Source organism: uncultured Algibacter sp., assembly GCF_947487605.1.
In the GTDB taxonomy this organism is placed as follows: Bacteria; Bacteroidota; Bacteroidia; order Flavobacteriales; family Flavobacteriaceae; genus Algibacter_D.
Genome location: NZ_CANKXK010000002.1, coordinates 80,223 through 98,950 on the forward strand (window position 1 = coordinate 80,223; position 18,728 = coordinate 98,950).

Below are 18,728 nucleotides of genomic sequence, written 5' to 3' on the forward strand. Positions count from 1 at the left end.
TATTTAAAAAACATAGTTTAGTTATTATGAAAAGATTATTTGTTCTTGTTTTAGCGTTAGTTTCATTTAATTCTTGTAGCGTTGGTGACGACTCTCTTGATTTCAACTTAGAATTATTACCCATAGAAAGTGTTGATATTCCTAATGAATTTGAATTAGGTGAAGTATATCCTATTACGGTTAATTATTTTAGACCGTCAACCTGCCATTCGTTTCGCGAATTTTATTATTTAAAAGAAAATAATGAAAGAACTGTTGCAGTAGTTAATTATGAGTTTATAAACAATGACTGTGAAGTTCTAGAAAACGAATTAGTAGAAGCTACGTTTAACTTTATTGTTACAAGTAATGGTTCTTATATATTTAAATTTTGGCAAGGAGAAGATGAAAATGAAGAAAACCAATATTTAACAATTGAAGTCCCAGTTATAGATTAATAGATTAAATGGTAATAATAATATGTGTTTAATTTGGGTTTAAAACAACTCATAGAAAATTGTAAAGCCAATGATACTAAAGCACAAGGAGAACTATACAAACTCTTTTCGAGTAAACTTTTCTCCCTATGCTTAAAGTATTCAAAAAACTATGCTCAAGCAGAAGATAATCTGCAAGACGCATTTCTTACAATTTTCGACAAGATTGAACAATACAAAAACAAGGGTTCTTTTGAAGGGTGGTTAAAACGCATCACTATTAATACTGCACTGCAGCGTTACAGAAAAGAAAAAGTTTTTGAAATAGTTAAGGAGAATGAGATAACCGATGTTGAGGTAGAAATTGATGATGATACTGTTTCTCTTGATTTCCTTTTAAAGATTGTTCAAGAATTACCAGACAGGTATCGATTGGTTTTTAATCTTTATGTACTGGATGGTTTTTCACATAAAGATATTGCTAAGTTGTTAGAAATAAGTGTAGGAACCTCAAAATCTAACTTGGCGAGAGCAAGACAATCTTTAAAAAAATCAATAGAAAAATATAAAATTACGCGAAGTATAAAGTCTTTGTAATGAGTGAAAAAAAGCATATAGATAGATTGTTTCAAGAAAAGTTTAAAGACTTTGAAGCTACCCCCAACGATAAAGTTTGGGACAATATTGAAGCAAAATTAAAAGAGAAAAAGAAAAGAAGACGGGTAATTCCTATTTGGTGGCGTTATGCAGGTATTGCTGCTTTATTATTATTACTAATTACCGTTGGAAGTCTGTATTTTAATGAGACAGGTAACTCACCTGTAAATAATAACCCAGAGAATCAGGTTGTAGATGAAAAAACAGATAATACTTTAGAAAAAAATACGAGAAACACCAACTCTAATAATACACCTATTGTCGAAGAAAATGAAATAAATAACGCATCCAAATCAAATATAATTATTGCCGATACAAAAGAAGAACAGAAAGATGTTGATTCTAATAATGGGGCTAATCTTATCAAATCTTCAAATAATAGTAAAACAGCATCAAAAACAGTAATTGCAAAAGTTTCAGAAGCAAACAAAGCGAACGCTTTAATTAAAGAACAAAAGCTAAACGAGGTTATCTCTAAAAATAACAATGGTATTGCAAAGAATTCTGAAATTCATACAAACCCAGAACTAGATCCTGCAAAATCTGAATCAAATAACAATGTATTAATTGATAAAGATCAAACTGATAAACTGCTCAACGACATTAAAAATGATCCAAATACTGCGATTGCTCAAGAAGAAAACTCAGATTCTGAATCTATGGTCGATTCTAAAAAAGAAAACAAAGAAATTACAATAGAAGAGGCTCTAGAAAAAACTAAAAATATTATTGAAGAGGAGAAATTAAATAGGTGGAGTGTTGCTCCAAATGCTGCACCTGTTTTTTTTAATAGCTTAGGCGAAGGTTCTTCAATAGATCCGCAATTTAATACAAACTCCAAAAGTGGCGAACTCAATATGAGCTATGGTATTAAAGGAAGTTATGCTGTTAATAACAGGCTTAGCATTCGCTCTGGTGTTAATAAAGTAACTCTTGGTTATAGTACAAATAATGTTATTGCCTTTCAATCTATTGGTTTTAATTCAGAGGCTAATTCATTACAAAATATTAGCGCAGATAAGAGTATAAGTACTTCTAACAATATTTCACTTATAAGTGGAGCAAATATTAATGCCAAAAGTAGCGGTTCTACTTTATTAAGTTCGGCAACAAATACTTCAATAAATCAAGAATTTGGTTATATAGAGATTCCATTAGAAATTCAATATGCTATTTCAAACAAAAAATTGGGCATAAATGTTATTGGTGGTTTTAGTTCGTTTTTTTTGAATGAGAACAAAATATATTCTGAATCTAGCGGTTCAAAAACATTAATAGGAGAAGCAAATAACATTAACAAAATAAGCTATAGTGCCAATTTTGGATTGGGAATTAATTATGAAGTTTCAAAAAAATTAGATTTGAATTTAGAGCCTATCTTTAAATATCAAATAAACACATTTAGTAATACCTCAGGAGATTTTACACCTTATTTTATTGGAGTTTACACTGGTATTGCTATTAAATTTTAGGTTTTTGGTTAGATCTGGATATTGATTCTAATACACTCAGGAATTAATATCGAATAAAAACTGCTCTCCCCAGAGCAGTTTTTTTATTTAAAATGGTTTTATCTCATTATAAATAAGGAGGTTTTAATTAAAATCTTGTAATTGCTCCAAAATAACAGTTCTTGCCTTCTCATTTAAAGCTTTTGTATCTTCAATGGTTAAGTTATTTGTAGCTATAAATTCATGAATTTTAACACGCATTTTTCCAGGTCCACCACTAAAAAATGTATACGAAAAACGTTTTTTGTTATCAGCAAATGTTATGGGAACAACTGGAATTTTATGATTTATAGCTAACCTAAATGCACCATCTTTAAAATAGTCAAGTATAATGTGTTCTTGGGGTACACCTCCTTCGGGGAAAATACAAATACTCAATCCTTGTTTTAAACGTCTTTGAGCTCTTAAAAAAACAGCTTTTCTGCTCTTTTCCGAACTTCTATCTACCAAAATACAAGTGCGTTTATAGAAAAAACCAAATAAAGGGATTTTGGTCAATTCCTTTTTTCCAACAAAAACAAATGGATTTTTAACCGAAACTAACATAAGCATAATATCTGCCATAGAGGTGTGGTTGGCAATAAACATATAGCTTTTGTTCTTTTCTGGGTGTTCTTCCCTTTCAATTCTGTAAACAAAACCCATCCCTATCAAAATAAATTTAGCCCATATACGAGCAATTTTAAAAAAGAACGGATACCAGGTTTCCTTTAAAATAGAAATGAATAGAATAGGAAGCAAAATAAGTATTGGTAAGGCAACTAATATATAAAACCAGATACGATATAAAGTCCAGAAAAGGTGTTTTACAATTTTCATCAATCCCAAAAATAGTATTATAATTTGATTATCTTTAGGTCATATTAATTTTAAACAATTTAAATTATGGGTTTACTTTATTCACTTTTAATTGGCGCTGTAGCTGGTTGGTTGGCAGGAAAACTTATGAAAGGTGGTGGTTTTGGACTGCTTTTCAACATTATTATTGGTATAATTGGGGGTATAGTTGGTAATTGGCTTTTCTCTCAATTAAGTATTTCGTTAATGGACGGTGTTATTGGCGATATACTAACTGGAGCCATTGGTGCATCTGTGATTCTTTTAATCGCAGGTTTATTTAAGAAATAAATCTTATTTAGCTATTAAACCCTAACTAAAATATTATAAAAAAGTGGCAATAGCCACTTTTTTTTTTGCATAACTTATCTTTACATTTGCGGTTAACAACAAATTTATGGCACGCATACTTACTGGAATACAAAGTACAGGAACTCCACATTTAGGAAATATTTTAGGCGCTATTATACCAGCAATTAAAATGGCTGAAAAACCTGAGAATGATTCTTATTTATTTATAGCCAATTTACATTCGCTTACGCAAATAAAAGACGCAGAAACACTTAAAATGAACACCTATTCTACTGCTGCAACTTGGTTAGCATTTGGGCTAGATATTGAGAATAGTGTATTTTACAGACAAAGTGATGTGCCTCAAGTTACTGAACTAACTTGGTACTTAAGTTGTTTTTTTCCATATCAACGTTTAACATTAGCACATAGTTTTAAGGACAAAGCAGATAGATTAGAAGATGTAAACTCAGGCTTGTTTACTTACCCGATGTTAATGGCTGCAGATATTTTGCTATATGATGCTGAAATTATTCCTGTTGGAAAAGACCAAGAGCAGCATATTGAAATGACGCGTGATGTTGCATCTCGCTTTCATGCCAAAGTAGGAGAAACATTTGTGCTACCAAAAGCAGACATACAAAAAGATACGATGCTAATTCCTGGTACTGATGGTGAGAAAATGAGCAAAAGCAAAGGGAACACAATTAATATATTTTTGGATGATAAAAAATTGCGAAAGCAAATTATGACCATTCAAACAGACAGTACGCCTCTTGACGAGCCTAAAGACTGGGCTAATTGTAACTGCTTTGCAATTTATAGTTTATTAGCCGATGATGTTCAGATTAAAACTATGAAAGCAAATTATGAAAATGGTGGTTATGGCTATGGGCATGCAAAACAGGCTTTGTTTGAATTAATTGTCGAAAAGTTTGCTTCAGAGCGTGAAAAATATAACTATTACATGAATAACCTCAACGAGGTTGACAAGGCGCTTTCTTTAGGTGCTAACAAAGCAAAATTAGTAGCAGACAAGGTTTTACATAGAGTTAGAGAAAAGGTTGGGTATTAATAAACTTTCTTTAAACAATTTCAAATAGCTTGCCTGGTAATGGTCTTACAACACCTTTTAATTCCATTGTTAGCAAAATACTGGCTGCTTTAAAAATTGGCAAACTGCAATTAATTGCAATCACATCCAATTGTTGTTTTTCGTTTTCTTTTAAATAATTATAAATTACTTTTTCGGTCGCATCAAGTTCAACAAATAATTGTTTTTGAACTGGTTTTTTTTCTTGCTCTTCCAACTGCCAATTCAACATATAAGGAATATCCAAAGGCGTAGTAAGCATATGTGCTTTTTGGTATTTTAATAAATTATTACAACCTATACTTTGACTATCTGTTATACGACCTGGTAGAGCGAAAACATCTCGATTGTATGAATTTGCTATATCTGCAGTTACTAAGCTCCCACCTTTTTCGGCAGATTCAATTACAATAGTAGCCTCACTTAAACCCGCTATAATTCTATTTCTTTTTAAAAAATTATTTCTATCAAAGTTATCGCTACTCCAAAAATCGGTTAAAAAGCCACCGTTTTTCTCAACATCAATCATATACTTTTTATGAGTTTTAGGATAAATCTGGTTTAACCCGTGTGCTAAACAACCTATAGTTTGTAAGTTGTTTTTAATAGCTGCTTTATGCGCTGTAATATCTGTTCCGTAAGCAAAACCAGAAACAATTACTGGGTTGTATGGCGCCAAAATTTCTATTAAACGCTCACAGTTTGCTATACCATGAGTTGTTATTTTCCTTGTGCCAACAATACTAATGATATGCCTGCTTTTTAAATCAATATTTCCGGCCTCAAATAATAAAATAGGCGCATCTATGCAGTGCTTTAATTTGTTTGGATAATTAGCGTCTTGAAAATAAGAAACCTTGATATTATTGTTTAAAATGTAATTTATTTCCTTTTCAGCTTCCTTTAAATGATTTGCATTTAGTAAATCTTTTAAAATAACACTACCAATCCCATCAATTTTAACTAAAGCTTGTTTCTTTTCTTTAAAAACGGCTTCTGCCGAACCACAATGCGCAATAAGTCTTTTTGCTAGAATATCTCCAACATTTGGAACATGCTGTAATGCTAAAATGTATAGTAAATTAGTTTCCGTCATTTATCTTTGATTTTCACTTACAAGAAAAGAATTTTTAGACTGTTAATAAATACTTCTATCTAAATTTTATTCGCATGTATATTTTTTTAACTTTGTTTTCATGCAACTAGAGACCTACATTAGCGATTTACTTTTCAGATACGAATGCGTTACTATTCCTAACTTTGGAGCCTTTTTAACAAGACGTGTTTCTGCTACAATTGAAGAATCATCAAATGCGTTTTATCCGCCAAAAAAAATGATTTCATTCAATGAGCAAATTCAAAAAAATGATGGGTTATTAGCTCATTATATTGCTGATATTGAAAAAATTCCTTTTGAGATTGCAAACAAGAAAATAGAAAAGCGTGTTAAAATTTTAAAAGCGTATTTAACACAAGGAGAGACGCTTACATTTAAAAATATTGGAGACATTGTTTTTAATGAAGATGGCAAGATTTTATTCGACCCTTCGCATCATCTTAATTACTTAACCGATTCTTTCGGTTTATCTAAATTTGAGTCTCCAGTTGTTACAAGAGAAGTTTATAAAGAAACGGCTGAAGCAATTGAGAAAGTTATTCCTATAACCGTTACTCCAGAAAAACGAAAGGCAAGACCTTATTTAAAATACGCAGCTGTTGCTTTAATTGCATTAACCCTAGGTGGTTTTGGAGCTTCTAATTACTATGTTAATCAGATTGAAAATCATAATCGATTAGCTCAAGAACAAGCAAATCAGCAACTTGAAACCAAAATACAGGAAGCTACATTTAGTTTAAACCCAATACCTGCCATTACGTTAAATGTTACCAAACAGACTGGAAATTATCATATAGTGGCTGGTGCTTTTAGAGTTGAAGAAAACTGTGATAAAAAAATTAACCAACTAAAAGCAGATGGCTATATGGCAAGAAAAATTGGCATTAATAAATATGGATTACATCAAGTAGTTTATGCCAGTTACGAAAACCGTATTGATGCATTTAAAGCACTTAGGAAAATTAAAAAAACTCATAATCAAGATGCTTGGTTAATGGTACAAGATTTAAATAAAGCTAAACTAAATAATAACCTTAATAAAACGGCAACACATAAAACAGAGGAGTTTTCAAGCAGTAATATAGTTTCCAATCCAGGAAAAGAGAGTTTAATGAATGAAGGAGATTTTGCTAATACATACAACCCAAATATTATTCCAATAATAAAAGATGTAGATAACTTGGAAAGCGGTTTTTATTCAATAGTTGGTACTTTTTCAAATGTTGCTGAAAGAGACATCTTCTTAAACAAGTTAGCTTCAAAAGAGCATTCTAAAATCGATTTTTTCTTTGACAAACACAGCCAAAAATATTTCGTATATAACGAGAAATTTTCAACCTTAGAGCAAGCTAAGGAGGCATTCTCTTTAAAAAGAAATTCAAAAATTACAGATAATATTTCTCTGGTAAAGGTTGAAAAATAATAATTTCTCGTTTTAATTTTTCAATATTATTTTACTTCTTAAATCCTTAAAAGGGTAGTACCTTTGTGCCATCTCTAAAAAAGAAAGCATGCAAGCAAAAACGCCATCTCAATCAAAAACCATAATGACCGATATGGTTTTACCAAGCGAAACCAATCCTATTAACAACTTATTTGGTGGAGAATTACTTGCACGTATGGATCGTGCTGCAAGTATTGCCGCAAGACGCCATAGTAGACGTATTGTTGTTACTGCCTCTGTAAACCACGTAGCATTTAATAGAGCAGTACCACTAGGAAGTGTTGTAACTGTTGAAGCTAAGGTATCTCGTGCTTTTAAAACGTCTATGGAAATATTTATTGATGTATGGATGGAAGATCGAGAATCTGGAGCGAAAACAAAAGCTAATGAAGCCATTTACACTTTTGTTGCTGTAGATGAAACTGGACGTCCTATAGCTGTTCCTGAAGTACTTCCCGAATCTGATTTGGAAAAAGAGCGTTACGATGCTGCTTTAAGAAGAAAACAACTAAGCTTACTTTTAGCTGGAAAAATAAAACCCAACGAAGCCGTTGAATTGAAAGCGTTATTCGACTAATTAAACTTTTTTATAAAATTTGGGTCTTATAGTAAACCCCTAAATTTTATGCTATGAGAACTTGTTTAATTTTATTTTCTGCAATTTTCCTTATTAGTCTTTCGTCTTGTGCTAACTATGTATCGCCAAGCCCAACAAATCTAGCTGTTATAAAAACAGCCCCTAAACACTACAAAATAGTAAAAGTTAAAGGCAAAAAATACTATTTCTGGAATGGTAAACACTACAAAAAAACACGAAGAGGTTATTTTGTGGTAAGAGTTTAACTAAAATTATTAAATAGTCGTCCTGAAACAATTTCAGGACGACATTTTATATTACATTTTATAAATCCAAGACGAAGGATTTTGGGTGATGCTTTCTTTTGACACCAAAAAACTCAATATAGTTTCTCCATTATAGTTATTAGTGTAAACTTCTCCAATAATTTGCTTTGTGGATACTTTATCTCCTTTTTTAACATAGACCTTCGCAAGGTTTTTATACGTAGTTATATAATTTCCATGTCTAATTAAAACCCAAGGTCTAACATTTTTTGCTTTAGCAATTTCCAATACCTCGCCGTTAAATACGGCCCTTACTTTAGCACCTTTTTCAGTTGCAATACGCACGCCATTACTTGTAATTATCAACGATTTATTTATTGGTGAAGGTTGTTTCCCATAACGCACTTTAACATAACCTTTTTCAACTGGCCAAGGCAGCTTTCCTTTATTCGCTATAAAATTAGAGGCTAGTATTTTCTCTTCAGCAGTTAATGCAAAACTTGTAGATGTTGCAGATTTTCCAGCCTTTTTATTAGAACGCACTATAGCTGCTTTAATTATTTTTTCAATCTCTCTGTCAATTTTATTAGCTTCACGTTGTTTTGACCTTATTTGAGCAGTATATTTGTTTATATTAGACTTAATGGATTTCATTAAGTCTTGGTGCTGCTCCCTAGCTGATTCTAGTGATTTTTGAGTTATTCTATTATCGGCAATAAGTTTCTTTTTATCATCCTTCTGCTTTAATAGACTTGTATTTATCTCTTGAAGCTCTAAAGTTTTATTTTTTATTGATTCGCCTTGTTGTTTCTGGTGATTTGTGTATTGTTTTATGTATTGAAGTCTTTTATAAGCTTGTTTAAAATCGTTTGAAGACAACAAAAACATAACACGACTTTGTGTGTTCTTACTTTTATAAGATTTCACAATCATTGCTGCATAATCTGCCTTAAGTTGCTTTAATTCTTCACGAAGTGAACTGATTTTTTTTTGATTGGAATTAATCTCTCTCGTTAAATGATTCGCTTGCTGATTCGTTACTTTTATAAGATTATTAAGAACGCTTATCTTGTAATTAAAGTCTTCAATTAAAGATAGTTGCGATTTCTCTTTCGATTTATTTTCGGCTTGCAATTCATTTATCTTCTGAATTTCTCTGCGTAATTCTTGTCGCCGATTTTCTAATTGTTGTTGCTTATTATTTTGCGAAAACAATAAGGCTGTAAACAGTAAGAAAGTAAATAGAGGAAGTTTAAATATGTGCTTATGTTTCGTCATTAAAGCTTTATTTCATCATATCCAGAAGGTATTTTAAACGGAAATCTTAATTTTTCGTTTAATGATACACTCTTGAATTCTAAGTCTAAAATCATTTCATCGTTCGCCTCAACTGCAATTACTTTTATACGCTCTGGCAACACTTGTTTATCTATTTCTTGATGTGCTAAATAATCTATTTGCAAATGTCTAAATTCATTTGGTTGCGATATTTGTTGCGATTTAATTTTGAAATGAGAAGGGTTTAATAAGTAGAATATTTCAAATAATTCTAATTGGTTTTTTGGTTGAAGCGCATATGCTTCTTCATGGATAGAAACTTTATAAGGTTCTTCTTTTAAATTGAACAAAGCTTCGCCAATTAATAAATTTTGAACTTTTTTAAAATCTAATTCGGTTCCTAACAACTCGCTTAAATAAGCATAATCTCCCTCAAAAAAAGTGTTATCTAGTTTATTATAAAAACTTACTTTTTCTGGAGTAATAAGTGCTTTAACAACTGAAATTGGTGTAGACATTAATAATATTTTCTTGTCTTTCTCTAACCTCATGTTAACGGTATATCCTTTAACTTTTTCTCCTTCGACAATATCAATCTTTACGCGGGATGCTAACGTATTGAATTCTGGGGCTTTCTTTGCATTCTCTCTAATTACTTGTTTTGCCGACAAATCATAATTGGCTTTACCAGAGCCAATTGTTTTAGACGATTTACAGCCAACCAAAAGTAGACTCGATACGATTAATATAAATAAATAGTTTTTCAAAAAAATAATTTTAATTAGATGTCTGCAACTGTTTAGCTTTATCACTAAACGCTTTTGCTTTGTTTGTATTGTTTAATAAGGTATACGTCTTACTTAGTTGGGTGTAAAAATCGGTTTCCATTTTAATGTCATCAATAATATAATCTAGACCTTCTTCAAGAATTTCTGAAGCTTCTTTTGGGCTGTTCAATTCATTTAAAGCAACGCCATTTATTAAATAAAATAATGGTTGTGATGGGTATTTTAAAAGCGCATTGGAACTCTGTACTTTAGCAGATTCAAAATCTTTTAAATCTATTTTTAATAATAGTATACTTCTTAAAACTTGAAAGTTGTCTGGCTCTAAACTATATACTTCTTCAAAATAAGTAAGCGCTTTCGCTTTATTCCCTTTTGCTAAATAATATTGTCCTAATTCCACCAAAGACTTTTTATCGTTTCCATTAGAAACTAATGCTGTTGCTTCTACTAAATCTGGCTCAAACTGAGGATTTTCTTTTACAAATTTTACAAAATCTGATAGTACTTTAAGTTTAGCGTCTGGTTTTATTTTTGTGCTTTTCAAAACTATCTTCATAGACTCTATTGCCTTTTCTGGAACACTATCGTCTAGATAAAATTTATAGAGTGCTAGATGAACCAATTGGGAATTTGGATTTATCTCAAGTAATTCTTTTGCTACTTTAAACGCTTTCTCTTTCTGATTGTTTTCACTATATCTAAAAATAAGAGCTAAATAATTAGATTCTTTATTTGGGTTAGTATCTACCCTTTTTTCTAAATTCTTTATTTGATCTTTTTTACGCCCAGTTGCTTCATAAATTCTATTTCGCATCGCATCGCGTGATAGAGAAACACCTAATTTTGTGTCTAATTCATCTAATAACTCAAGTGCATCATCATACTTTTTAATTCTAATGTAAAGTGATGCTAAATCTTCCTTATAGTCGGAATGATATTGAACTAGCTGCTTAACCGTCTTTATTGCTTTATCATATTCGTTCTGTTCTGCATAAAAGCCATAAAGCTCGTCTAAAAACCATTCGTTATCTGGCTCTTTATTAACTGCTTTTTTTAGAGCATCTTCAGCTGCTCCAAAATTTTTAAGTTTATTATAATTTTTTCCTAACTCGAAGTACAAAACAGCAGGGGAATCGTCTAAATCGATGCATTTTAATAACGCTTCAACCGAACGATCAAAGTTTTCAATTCCCTTTTGTTTCAACGCTTCATAAAAATATTCTTGAAATTTGTCTTCAACAACACCCAAATCATCGTCAGGTATTTTATTGAAATCTACTTGCGCATAATTCACTTTTGGGAATATAACTAGCCCAATAAGAAAAATAAATATGTACAGCTCTTTCTTAATCATGTAATTTATTAACGAGTAAATCTTCAACAACATCAAACTTATTAATTACTTCTATTTTGTCGCATGCCAGTCGCATTAAATCTCTATGTTTATTAGCTTCTTGAGGTAATTCTCCTGCAGAAGCAACTTCGAATGTAGCTTTATTTGGCCATTGCGCATAGGCAATATATTCGAATGATGATTTTTTATGCAGTCTAGAACCTAGACTTCCATGGTGCTTATATATTAAACTTGTTAGCCCTTTCCAAGAATCAATAAATTGTTTTTCATGATGTTTCTTTACAACAAAAAGATACATTACAATATGCATATTGGCCAATAATTTAATTTATATGATACCCCATGATGTTTCTCACAATATGTTTTCAAATATTATTCCAAAATTGAGTAATCACCAATACTTACTGAAGTATAATTACCATCATACTTTACGTGATTACCAATCATAGCTTGGTCTAAATTAGCATTTTTAATAGTAGTATAACTTTGTATTAAGCTATTTTTAACGATTGAACCTTCAATTATTGTATTATTCCCTATGGATACATAAGGTCCAACAGTTGTGTTTTTTAAAGTAACGTTTTCTCCTAGAAAACACGGTTCAATTATGTTAGCATTGTCAAGCTTTACAGAAGATGCTACCAATTGTTCTTCTCCATCGTCCTTTAAAAAACCTAACATTCTTTGATTGGTTTCAATGGTAATTGCTTTATTCCCACAATCCATCCACTCATCAACTGTACCTGTTTTAAACATCTTCCCTTCTGCCATCATACGTTTAATACCATCGTTAATTTGGTATTCGCCTCCATTCATAACGTTTTCATCAAGAATTTCTTGTAGTTTGTCTTTTAATACTGCAACATCTTTAAAGTAATAAATACCTATCACAGCTTGGTCGCTTACAAAGGTTTCTGGTTTTTCCACAAGTTCTACAATTTCACCATTTGTATTTAATTTAACCACACCATAAGCTTCTGGGTTGTCGACTTGTTTTGTCCAAATCACACTATCTGCTACAGGGTCTAAATCGAACTCAGCGCGAATTAACGTATCTGCATAGGCTACTACAGCTGGACCTGATAATGATGGTTTCGCACACATTATTGCATGCCCAGTGCCTAGTGGTTTGTCTTGACGATAAATAGATGCTTTTGCTCCTAAACCTGTAGCTAATTTTTCTAGACTAGAAACAACATCATCACCAAACCATGCTGGATCACCTAATACAAATGCAATTTCTTTAATGGGTTGTTTTAACACTTTGGCTATATCTTTTACAAGTCTATGAACAATAGGTTGACCAGCTACTGGAATCAATGGTTTTGGTACTGTTAAGCTATGTGGACGCAAACGAGAGCCTCGTCCTGCCATTGGCACTATTATTTTCATTTTTATAAACTTTTTTCTCATTCCCTCGATGGAGGAAATCTATTCAATATTTATTTCGACTTATATCCCTTCAAGGTTTTTAAAACCTCTCAGGTGTTTATTTGGTACCTGTACTACCAAAACCACCCGCACCACGATTAGTATTTGATAGTATCTCGACTTCTTCCCATTTTGCACGTTCATGTTTTGCAATTACTAATTGTGCAATACGCTCACCGTTACTAATTGTAAAATCTTCATTTGAAAGATTTACAAGAATAACACCTATCTCTCCTCTATAATCTGCATCAATAGTTCCTGGCGCATTAAGGACTGTGATGCCTTTTTTTGCAGCCAAACCACTTCTAGGTCGTACTTGGGCTTCTATACCAACAGGAAGTTCTATAAAGAGCCCTGTGCCTACAATACTACGCTCTAATGGTTTTAAAACTCTCGATTCTGAGATATTTGCACGTAAATCCATTCCTGCTGAAGCTATGGTTTCATAATGGGGTAAATCATGATTAGATTTGTTTATTATTTTAATCTGCATTTTTTTTAATTAAAAGTTGTTTTATTGCTTTCTGCTCAAGAAAATATACTAGACCCAAAAATACAACTAACAAAAATATCCCGATAATATTTTCTTCCCTAAATCTGTAAAATGATACTACTGAAAATGACACTGATACTAGTAAATAAAGTCCTATTTTTTTTAGATTATAAGGTATTGGGTAATATTTTCTTCCGAAGTAGTATGACAGCCCCATCATAATTGCATAGGCAACTAAGGTCGCTACAGCTGATGCTTTATAACTATACTCGTTAATGAACATAATATTAATTACCAAAGTAACTATTGCTCCTACTATTGAAATATACATGCCGTATTTAGTTCGATCGGTAATTTTATACCACACCGAAAGGTTGTGATAAATACCTAAACAAAAATTAGCAATAAGAATTATAGGAACCACCCACATAGCTTCCCAATAGGCTTCACTTCTTACAATAATTGGTTTTAAAACATCTGCAAAAACGACTACAGCTAATAAAATAACGGAGCCAAAGGCTACAAAAAATTCCAATATCCTAGCATAATTTTTTTGTGGGTTATCACTTTTAGCATGACTAAAAAAATAAGGTTCAATACCTAATCGATATGCCGTTGCGAACAAGGTCATAAATAAAGCTATTTTATAACATGCTGAATACATACCAATATCTGTTTCGGCCACATCTGCTGGTAATAATTCTTTTAAAAGAATTCTATCGAAGGTTTCATTTATTGAAAAAGCAATACCCGCAATTAAAACTGGAAATGCGTAGCGAAACATACTTTTCCATAACATTTTGCTAAATACATACCTAACTTTAGTATAAAACGGAAACATTAATAGCAACGTTACAGCGCTTGCAATTAGATTGGAAATAAATATATAGCTGATTTGAAAGTTAGGTTTGTATATAGAATCGAAAAAAGAATTCCCCATTGCTAAATCTTTTAATGCAAGAAGAAAAAATAAGTTTAACCCTAAATTAATGACAACATTACATATTTTAATTATAGCATAACGCATTGGTTTTTGAGTCGCTCTTAACCATGCAAATGGAATAATAACTAGTGCATCTAAAATTAAAATCCAAATAACTAAATTGATGTATTTAACATCTATATCAATATAATTAGCAATTTGATTTTGAAATATTAAAGCAATTATAAAAAATCCTAATGAAGATATTATTAATGAAATTGTAGATGTCCCGATAACACCATCTTTATTTTCTTCTTTATTGAAGAATCTAAAAAAAGCTGTTTCCATTCCATAAGCTAAGACGACATTAAATAAAACAAAATATGAAAATATGACTGAAACCTCACCATATTCTGCTACAGACGACAAAACCCCTTTAGTAGTATACAGTGGCACTAACAAAAAGCTTAACATTCTAGGAAGTACAGTAGCTAAACCATAAATAAATGTTTGCTTAAAAAGATTTTTGAATGCGCTCAAGTAAGGGTATTTTATCCAGCTAAAAATACGTTATTAGCCAACGTAAACCAAACAACCTAAGGCAGATTTGAATATTCTATAAATTAGTTTCTTGGTGGAGCCTTTGGGTAAAACTGCGCTTCTTTTTTTAGAATGCCTGAAATTTTATAATATTTTATCTTTTTTCCGTCTTTAAAGCTTACAACACATTCATCCTCTCTTAGTTCAAATGGAATCTTTTTAGGAATTTCTGGAATTGGATTATTAACTTCTGCCAGACGATTGCTACTCATTACAATATCATTTTTTTGATTTGTAATTTTTTTAAAACGCCCAACAAAAAGTGATTTATTCTTTTGTTCTAATTTAACCTGTTTCCCTTGAAAATAAACACTGTCTAATACAACATTATTAGAATTAGAAACAATTGGAATAAATAAATTAACTCCTGCGCCACCACCTTGAATACCAGCTACCCAACTTTGATAGTTTACTTGTCCAATTTCTAAAGGAGCTTCATTTTGAAGCTTTTTGGTGCTTGCGCACTGAGAAAAACTCATCATAAATACCGGTATAAATAATAACCCAAACACATTTTTTAACCAGTTCATATTACTTCTTTTAGATTTATAAATATACTTTATCCAAAATTAATGCCATAAAAAAACCTCACTAAAAAGTGAGGCTTGTATTCATTATGAGATTCATCGCTTTAGCCCTGAATGATAAGTATTACTTGTTCAAAGCTTCTACACCATTTTAATAATTTGGCTTCGCTAATTATTAAGTGCCTCTGCACCACCAACGATTTCAAGTATTTCATTGGTAATAGCTGCTTGACGTGCTTTATTATATGTTAATTTAAGCTGATCTCTCAATTCAGTTGCGTTATCTGTTGCTTTATGCATTGCAGTCATACGTGCTCCATGTTCACTAGCAAAAGAATCTCTAACTCCTTTATACAATTGTGTTTTTAAAGACTTAGGAATTAATTGCTCAACTATTTCAACTTTTGATGGCTCAAATATATAATCAGCATTATTATTTGCTTTATCTTCCATAGGAACAATTGGTAAAAATTGCTCTGTCATTACTATTTGAGTTGCCGCATTCTTAAACTTGTTGTAAACTATTTCAATTTTATCAAATTCGCCAGCAACAAATTTTTCCATTAACATTTCAGCAATTTCAGCCACATTTTCAAAAGTTAAATCATCAAAAACTTGACTTTTATTAGCAATTACAATGTTTTGCTTTGAAAATGCATCATTAGATTTCTTGCCTATTGCAACAATAGAAACCTTTTTGTCTGCATACACATTACTAATTAAGTTTTGTGTTTGTTTAATAATGTTTGAATTAAACGCACCACACAAACCTCTATTAGAAGTAATAGGAACAATTAAAACATTCTTTACTTCTCTTTGTGTAGAAAATTTACTTCCTGAATCTGCATCTAAAGTTGCGCTTAAACTTTGTAAAAGCTCTGTTAACTTATCTGCATAGGGACGCATGGCAGTAATAGCATCTTGTGCCTTCTTTAACTTTGCAGCCGATACCATTTTCATGGCACTGGTAATCTGCATGGTAGAAGATACCGATGATATTCTGTTACGTATTTCTTTAAGATTTGCCATAAAACAAGTTATAAGTTATGAGTGTAGAGTTATGAGTTATGAGTTGGCTATAATTCAACAATCATCTAAATTCAAGTTTTTTAATACAGAGTTATGAGTTTTTGATTATTGCTACCAAAATTCTAATTAACTCCTCACATTTATTCTTCATTGCTTTTGGTACTTCCCTTCCAGTTGCTTCAAGAATTTCTAACCAATACTTAGTCTCGTCAGCTTCTTTTAGTGCTATACCAAATTTATTTTTAAAATCCTTAGTGCTAACTCCTCTTTGTGCTTCTCGGGTATTCGCTCCAATACTAGTTCCACTTCTTAATAATTGAGAGGCTAGCTCAAAATCTTTTTGTGATTTTAATTTATCACAATACTTAACTACTTCACAGGCAAATTCGAAACTCTTAATTCTTATAGGACTTTCGTATAAACCCATTTTTAATTATCTATTTTGAGTATACGCTTTGAGCTAGTAACTCTTAACTCAAAACTTATAACTCTTAACTTTTAAGCTCTATATTTTCCTGATAAATCTTTTGCTACAGTCGTTAAAGTGTCTGTAACTTCATCAGTTAATTTTCCTGCTTTCAATGTAGAAAGTACCCCTGCATGTTTCGCTTTCAAGAATTCTAAATAGTCTCTTTCAAATTCTTTTACTTTTTCAACAGGAACATCTCTTAATAAGTTTTTAGATCCAGCATATATAATTGCAACCTGATCTTCTACTGTAAACGGATCGTTTTGAGCTTGTTTTAAAATTTCAACGTTACGTTTTCCTTTTTCAATTACATTTAAAGTAACCGCATCTAAATCAGATCCAAACTTCGCGAAAGCTTCTAACTCACGGAACTGTGCTTGATCTAATTTTAATGTTCCTGCTACCTTTTTCATGGATTTAATTTGTGCATTACCCCCAACACGAGATACCGAAATACCTACGTTAATTGCTGGACGTACACCAGAGTTAAATAAATCTCCATCTAAGAAAATTTGACCATCTGTAATAGAAATTACGTTGGTTGGTATATATGCAGATACGTCTCCCGCTTGTGTTTCAATAATTGGTAATGCTGTTAAAGAACCGCCACCTTTCACTAATGGTTTTAGTGAATCTGGTAAATCGTTCATGTCCTTAGCAATCTCATCATCATTAATAACTTTTGCAGAACGCTCTAATAAACGAGAGTGTAAGTAGAAAACATCACCTGGATACGCTTCACGTCCTGGTGGTCTTCTTAATAATAAAGACACCTCACGATAAGCAACCGCTTGTTTAGATAAATCATCATAAATAATTAATGCTGGACGACCAGTATCTCTAAAATACTCACCAATTGCAGCACCCGCCATTGGCGCGTAAACTTGCATTGGAGCAGGATCGGATGCATTTGCAGCTACAATAGTCGTGTAAGCTAACGCTCCTCTTTCTTCTAGTACTTTAGCAATGTTTGCTACAGTAGATGCTTTTTGACCTACAGCAACATATATACAATATACAGGTTCTCCTGCATCGTAAAATTCTTTTTGATTTAAGATGGTATCTATACAAACTGTAGTTTTACCCGTTTGACGATCACCAATAACCAACTCACGTTGTCCACGACCTACAGGAATCATGGCATCAATAGATTTGATACCTGTTTGTAATGGCTCTGTTACAGGTTCACGGAAAATAACCCCAGGTGCTTTACGCTCTAAAGGCATTTCGTAAGTTTTACCAGAAATTGGCCCTTTACCATCTATTGGATTCCCTAAAGTATCAACCACACGACCAACAATACCTTCACCAACATTAATAGAAGCAATACGTCCTGTTCGTTTTACAGTAGATCCTTCTTTAACACCTACCGAAGCTCCTAGTAATACAATACCAACATTATCTTCTTCAAGGTTAAGTACAATACCTTCCAATCCACCTTCGAATTCTACTAACTCGCCATATTGCGCATTAGCTAATCCGTAAGCACGTACAATACCATCACCTACAGTTAATACAGTTCCTACCTCATCTAATGAAGCACTTGCTTCAAAACCTGAAAGTTGTTTTTTTAAGATTGCTGATATCTCAGCTGGTTTTACTTCTGCCATCTTGTTATTATTTAGATC

21 protein-coding genes are annotated in these 18,728 nt (G+C 31.8%); 8 read left to right on the plus strand and 13 right to left on the minus strand.

The genetic code is table 11. The annotated features are described in order from the left end of the window. Nucleotides 1–26: 26 nt before the first annotated feature. The 3 genes from Q0739_RS02635 to Q0739_RS02645 are packed head-to-tail and all read left to right on the plus strand — an operon-like array spanning nt 27 to nt 2,545. Nucleotides 27–437 carry a hypothetical protein gene (locus tag Q0739_RS02635; protein ID WP_298237143.1) on the plus strand — a complete coding sequence of 137 codons (411 nt, stop codon included), beginning with the start codon at nt 27–29 and terminating at the stop codon, nt 435–437. Nucleotides 438–470: 33 nt separating this feature from the next. After that, the gene (locus Q0739_RS02640) at nt 471–1,013 is read left to right on the plus strand and encodes an RNA polymerase sigma factor (protein WP_298237144.1); all 543 of its coding nucleotides are present in this window, start codon (nt 471–473) and stop codon (nt 1,011–1,013) included. Further along, nucleotides 1,013–2,545: an outer membrane beta-barrel protein gene (locus Q0739_RS02645; RefSeq protein WP_298237145.1), complete on the plus strand. Its 1,533-nt coding sequence runs from the start codon at nt 1,013–1,015 to the stop codon at nt 2,543–2,545. The genes Q0739_RS02640 and Q0739_RS02645 overlap by 1 nt, the downstream gene beginning before the upstream one ends. Nucleotides 2,546–2,668: 123 nt before the next feature. Here the strand turns inward: Q0739_RS02645 and Q0739_RS02650 are convergent, their stop codons facing one another. Further along, the gene (locus Q0739_RS02650; RefSeq protein WP_298237146.1) at nt 2,669–3,403 is read right to left on the minus strand and encodes a lysophospholipid acyltransferase family protein; all 735 of its coding nucleotides are present in this window, start codon (nt 3,401–3,403) and stop codon (nt 2,669–2,671) included. A 66-nt stretch (nt 3,404–3,469) separates the two neighbouring features. Here Q0739_RS02650 and Q0739_RS02655 point away from each other — a divergent pair, with 66 nt between their 5' ends. Both Q0739_RS02655 and trpS read left to right on the plus strand, forming a co-directional pair. After that, nucleotides 3,470–3,712: a GlsB/YeaQ/YmgE family stress response membrane protein gene (locus Q0739_RS02655; RefSeq protein WP_298237147.1), complete on the plus strand. Its 243-nt coding sequence runs from the start codon at nt 3,470–3,472 to the stop codon at nt 3,710–3,712. A gap of 106 nt (nt 3,713–3,818) precedes the next feature. Continuing rightward, the gene (gene trpS, locus Q0739_RS02660; protein ID WP_298237148.1) at nt 3,819–4,787 is read left to right on the plus strand and encodes a tryptophan--tRNA ligase; all 969 of its coding nucleotides are present in this window, start codon (nt 3,819–3,821) and stop codon (nt 4,785–4,787) included. 10 nt (nt 4,788–4,797) lie between these two features. On the opposite strand, the gene dprA is transcribed toward trpS, so the two are convergent. Then, nucleotides 4,798–5,901, minus strand: coding sequence for a DNA-processing protein DprA (gene dprA / locus Q0739_RS02665; RefSeq protein ID WP_298237149.1), 1,104 nt, complete (start codon nt 5,899–5,901; stop codon nt 4,798–4,800). A gap of 100 nt (nt 5,902–6,001) precedes the next feature. Here dprA and Q0739_RS02670 point away from each other — a divergent pair, with 100 nt between their 5' ends. From Q0739_RS02670 to Q0739_RS02680, 3 genes are all read left to right on the plus strand, one after another. Then, the gene (locus tag Q0739_RS02670) at nt 6,002–7,345 is read left to right on the plus strand and encodes an SPOR domain-containing protein (protein ID WP_366140759.1); all 1,344 of its coding nucleotides are present in this window, start codon (nt 6,002–6,004) and stop codon (nt 7,343–7,345) included. A gap of 88 nt (nt 7,346–7,433) precedes the next feature. Next, nucleotides 7,434–7,943, plus strand: a complete 510-nt coding sequence (locus Q0739_RS02675) for an acyl-CoA thioesterase (RefSeq protein WP_298237150.1) — start codon at nt 7,434–7,436, stop codon at nt 7,941–7,943. Nucleotides 7,944–7,996: 53 nt separating this feature from the next. Continuing rightward, entirely contained in the window at nt 7,997–8,209 is a 213-nt protein-coding gene (locus tag Q0739_RS02680) for a DUF6515 family protein (RefSeq protein WP_298237151.1), read from the plus strand. A 51-nt stretch (nt 8,210–8,260) separates the two neighbouring features. On the opposite strand, the gene Q0739_RS02685 is transcribed toward Q0739_RS02680, so the two are convergent. From Q0739_RS02685 to atpA, 11 genes are all read right to left on the minus strand, one after another. Further along, nucleotides 8,261–9,487 carry a peptidoglycan DD-metalloendopeptidase family protein gene (locus Q0739_RS02685; protein ID WP_298237152.1) on the minus strand — a complete coding sequence of 409 codons (1,227 nt, stop codon included), beginning with the start codon at nt 9,485–9,487 and terminating at the stop codon, nt 8,261–8,263. After that, the gene (locus Q0739_RS02690; RefSeq protein WP_298237153.1) at nt 9,487–10,254 is read right to left on the minus strand and encodes a DUF4292 domain-containing protein; all 768 of its coding nucleotides are present in this window, start codon (nt 10,252–10,254) and stop codon (nt 9,487–9,489) included. The genes Q0739_RS02685 and Q0739_RS02690 overlap by 1 nt, the downstream gene beginning before the upstream one ends. Before the next feature lie 10 nt (nt 10,255–10,264). Then, nucleotides 10,265–11,629, minus strand: a complete 1,365-nt coding sequence (locus Q0739_RS02695) for a tetratricopeptide repeat protein (RefSeq protein WP_298237154.1) — start codon at nt 11,627–11,629, stop codon at nt 10,265–10,267. Beyond that, nucleotides 11,622–11,939 carry an antibiotic biosynthesis monooxygenase gene (locus Q0739_RS02700; RefSeq protein WP_298237155.1) on the minus strand — a complete coding sequence of 106 codons (318 nt, stop codon included), beginning with the start codon at nt 11,937–11,939 and terminating at the stop codon, nt 11,622–11,624. The genes Q0739_RS02695 and Q0739_RS02700 overlap by 8 nt, the downstream gene beginning before the upstream one ends. Nucleotides 11,940–12,001: 62 nt before the next feature. Continuing rightward, nucleotides 12,002–13,021, minus strand: coding sequence for a sugar phosphate nucleotidyltransferase (locus Q0739_RS02705; protein WP_298237156.1), 1,020 nt, complete (start codon nt 13,019–13,021; stop codon nt 12,002–12,004). Between the two features lie 97 nt (nt 13,022–13,118). Further along, a complete protein-coding gene (gene dut, locus Q0739_RS02710; protein ID WP_298237157.1) occupies nt 13,119–13,553 on the minus strand; it encodes a dUTP diphosphatase in 435 nt (144 codons plus the stop codon). Then, nucleotides 13,543–15,015, minus strand: coding sequence for an oligosaccharide flippase family protein (locus tag Q0739_RS02715; protein WP_298237158.1), 1,473 nt, complete (start codon nt 15,013–15,015; stop codon nt 13,543–13,545). Before Q0739_RS02715 ends, dut begins: the two co-directional genes overlap by 11 nt. Before the next feature lie 83 nt (nt 15,016–15,098). Further along, the gene (locus Q0739_RS02720; RefSeq protein ID WP_298237159.1) at nt 15,099–15,605 is read right to left on the minus strand and encodes a hypothetical protein; all 507 of its coding nucleotides are present in this window, start codon (nt 15,603–15,605) and stop codon (nt 15,099–15,101) included. Nucleotides 15,606–15,770: 165 nt separating this feature from the next. Continuing rightward, on the minus strand, nt 15,771–16,631 hold the full coding sequence (atpG, locus tag Q0739_RS02725; RefSeq protein ID WP_298237160.1) for an ATP synthase F1 subunit gamma: 861 nt from the start codon (nt 16,629–16,631) through the stop codon (nt 15,771–15,773). Between the two features lie 91 nt (nt 16,632–16,722). Next, nucleotides 16,723–17,058 (minus strand): four helix bundle protein, encoded by a 336-nt coding sequence (locus Q0739_RS02730; protein WP_298237161.1) that lies wholly within the window; start codon nt 17,056–17,058, stop codon nt 16,723–16,725. A gap of 71 nt (nt 17,059–17,129) precedes the next feature. Continuing rightward, the gene (gene atpA / locus Q0739_RS02735; RefSeq protein WP_298237162.1) at nt 17,130–18,710 is read right to left on the minus strand and encodes a F0F1 ATP synthase subunit alpha; all 1,581 of its coding nucleotides are present in this window, start codon (nt 18,708–18,710) and stop codon (nt 17,130–17,132) included. Nucleotides 18,711–18,728 lie beyond the last annotated feature (18 nt).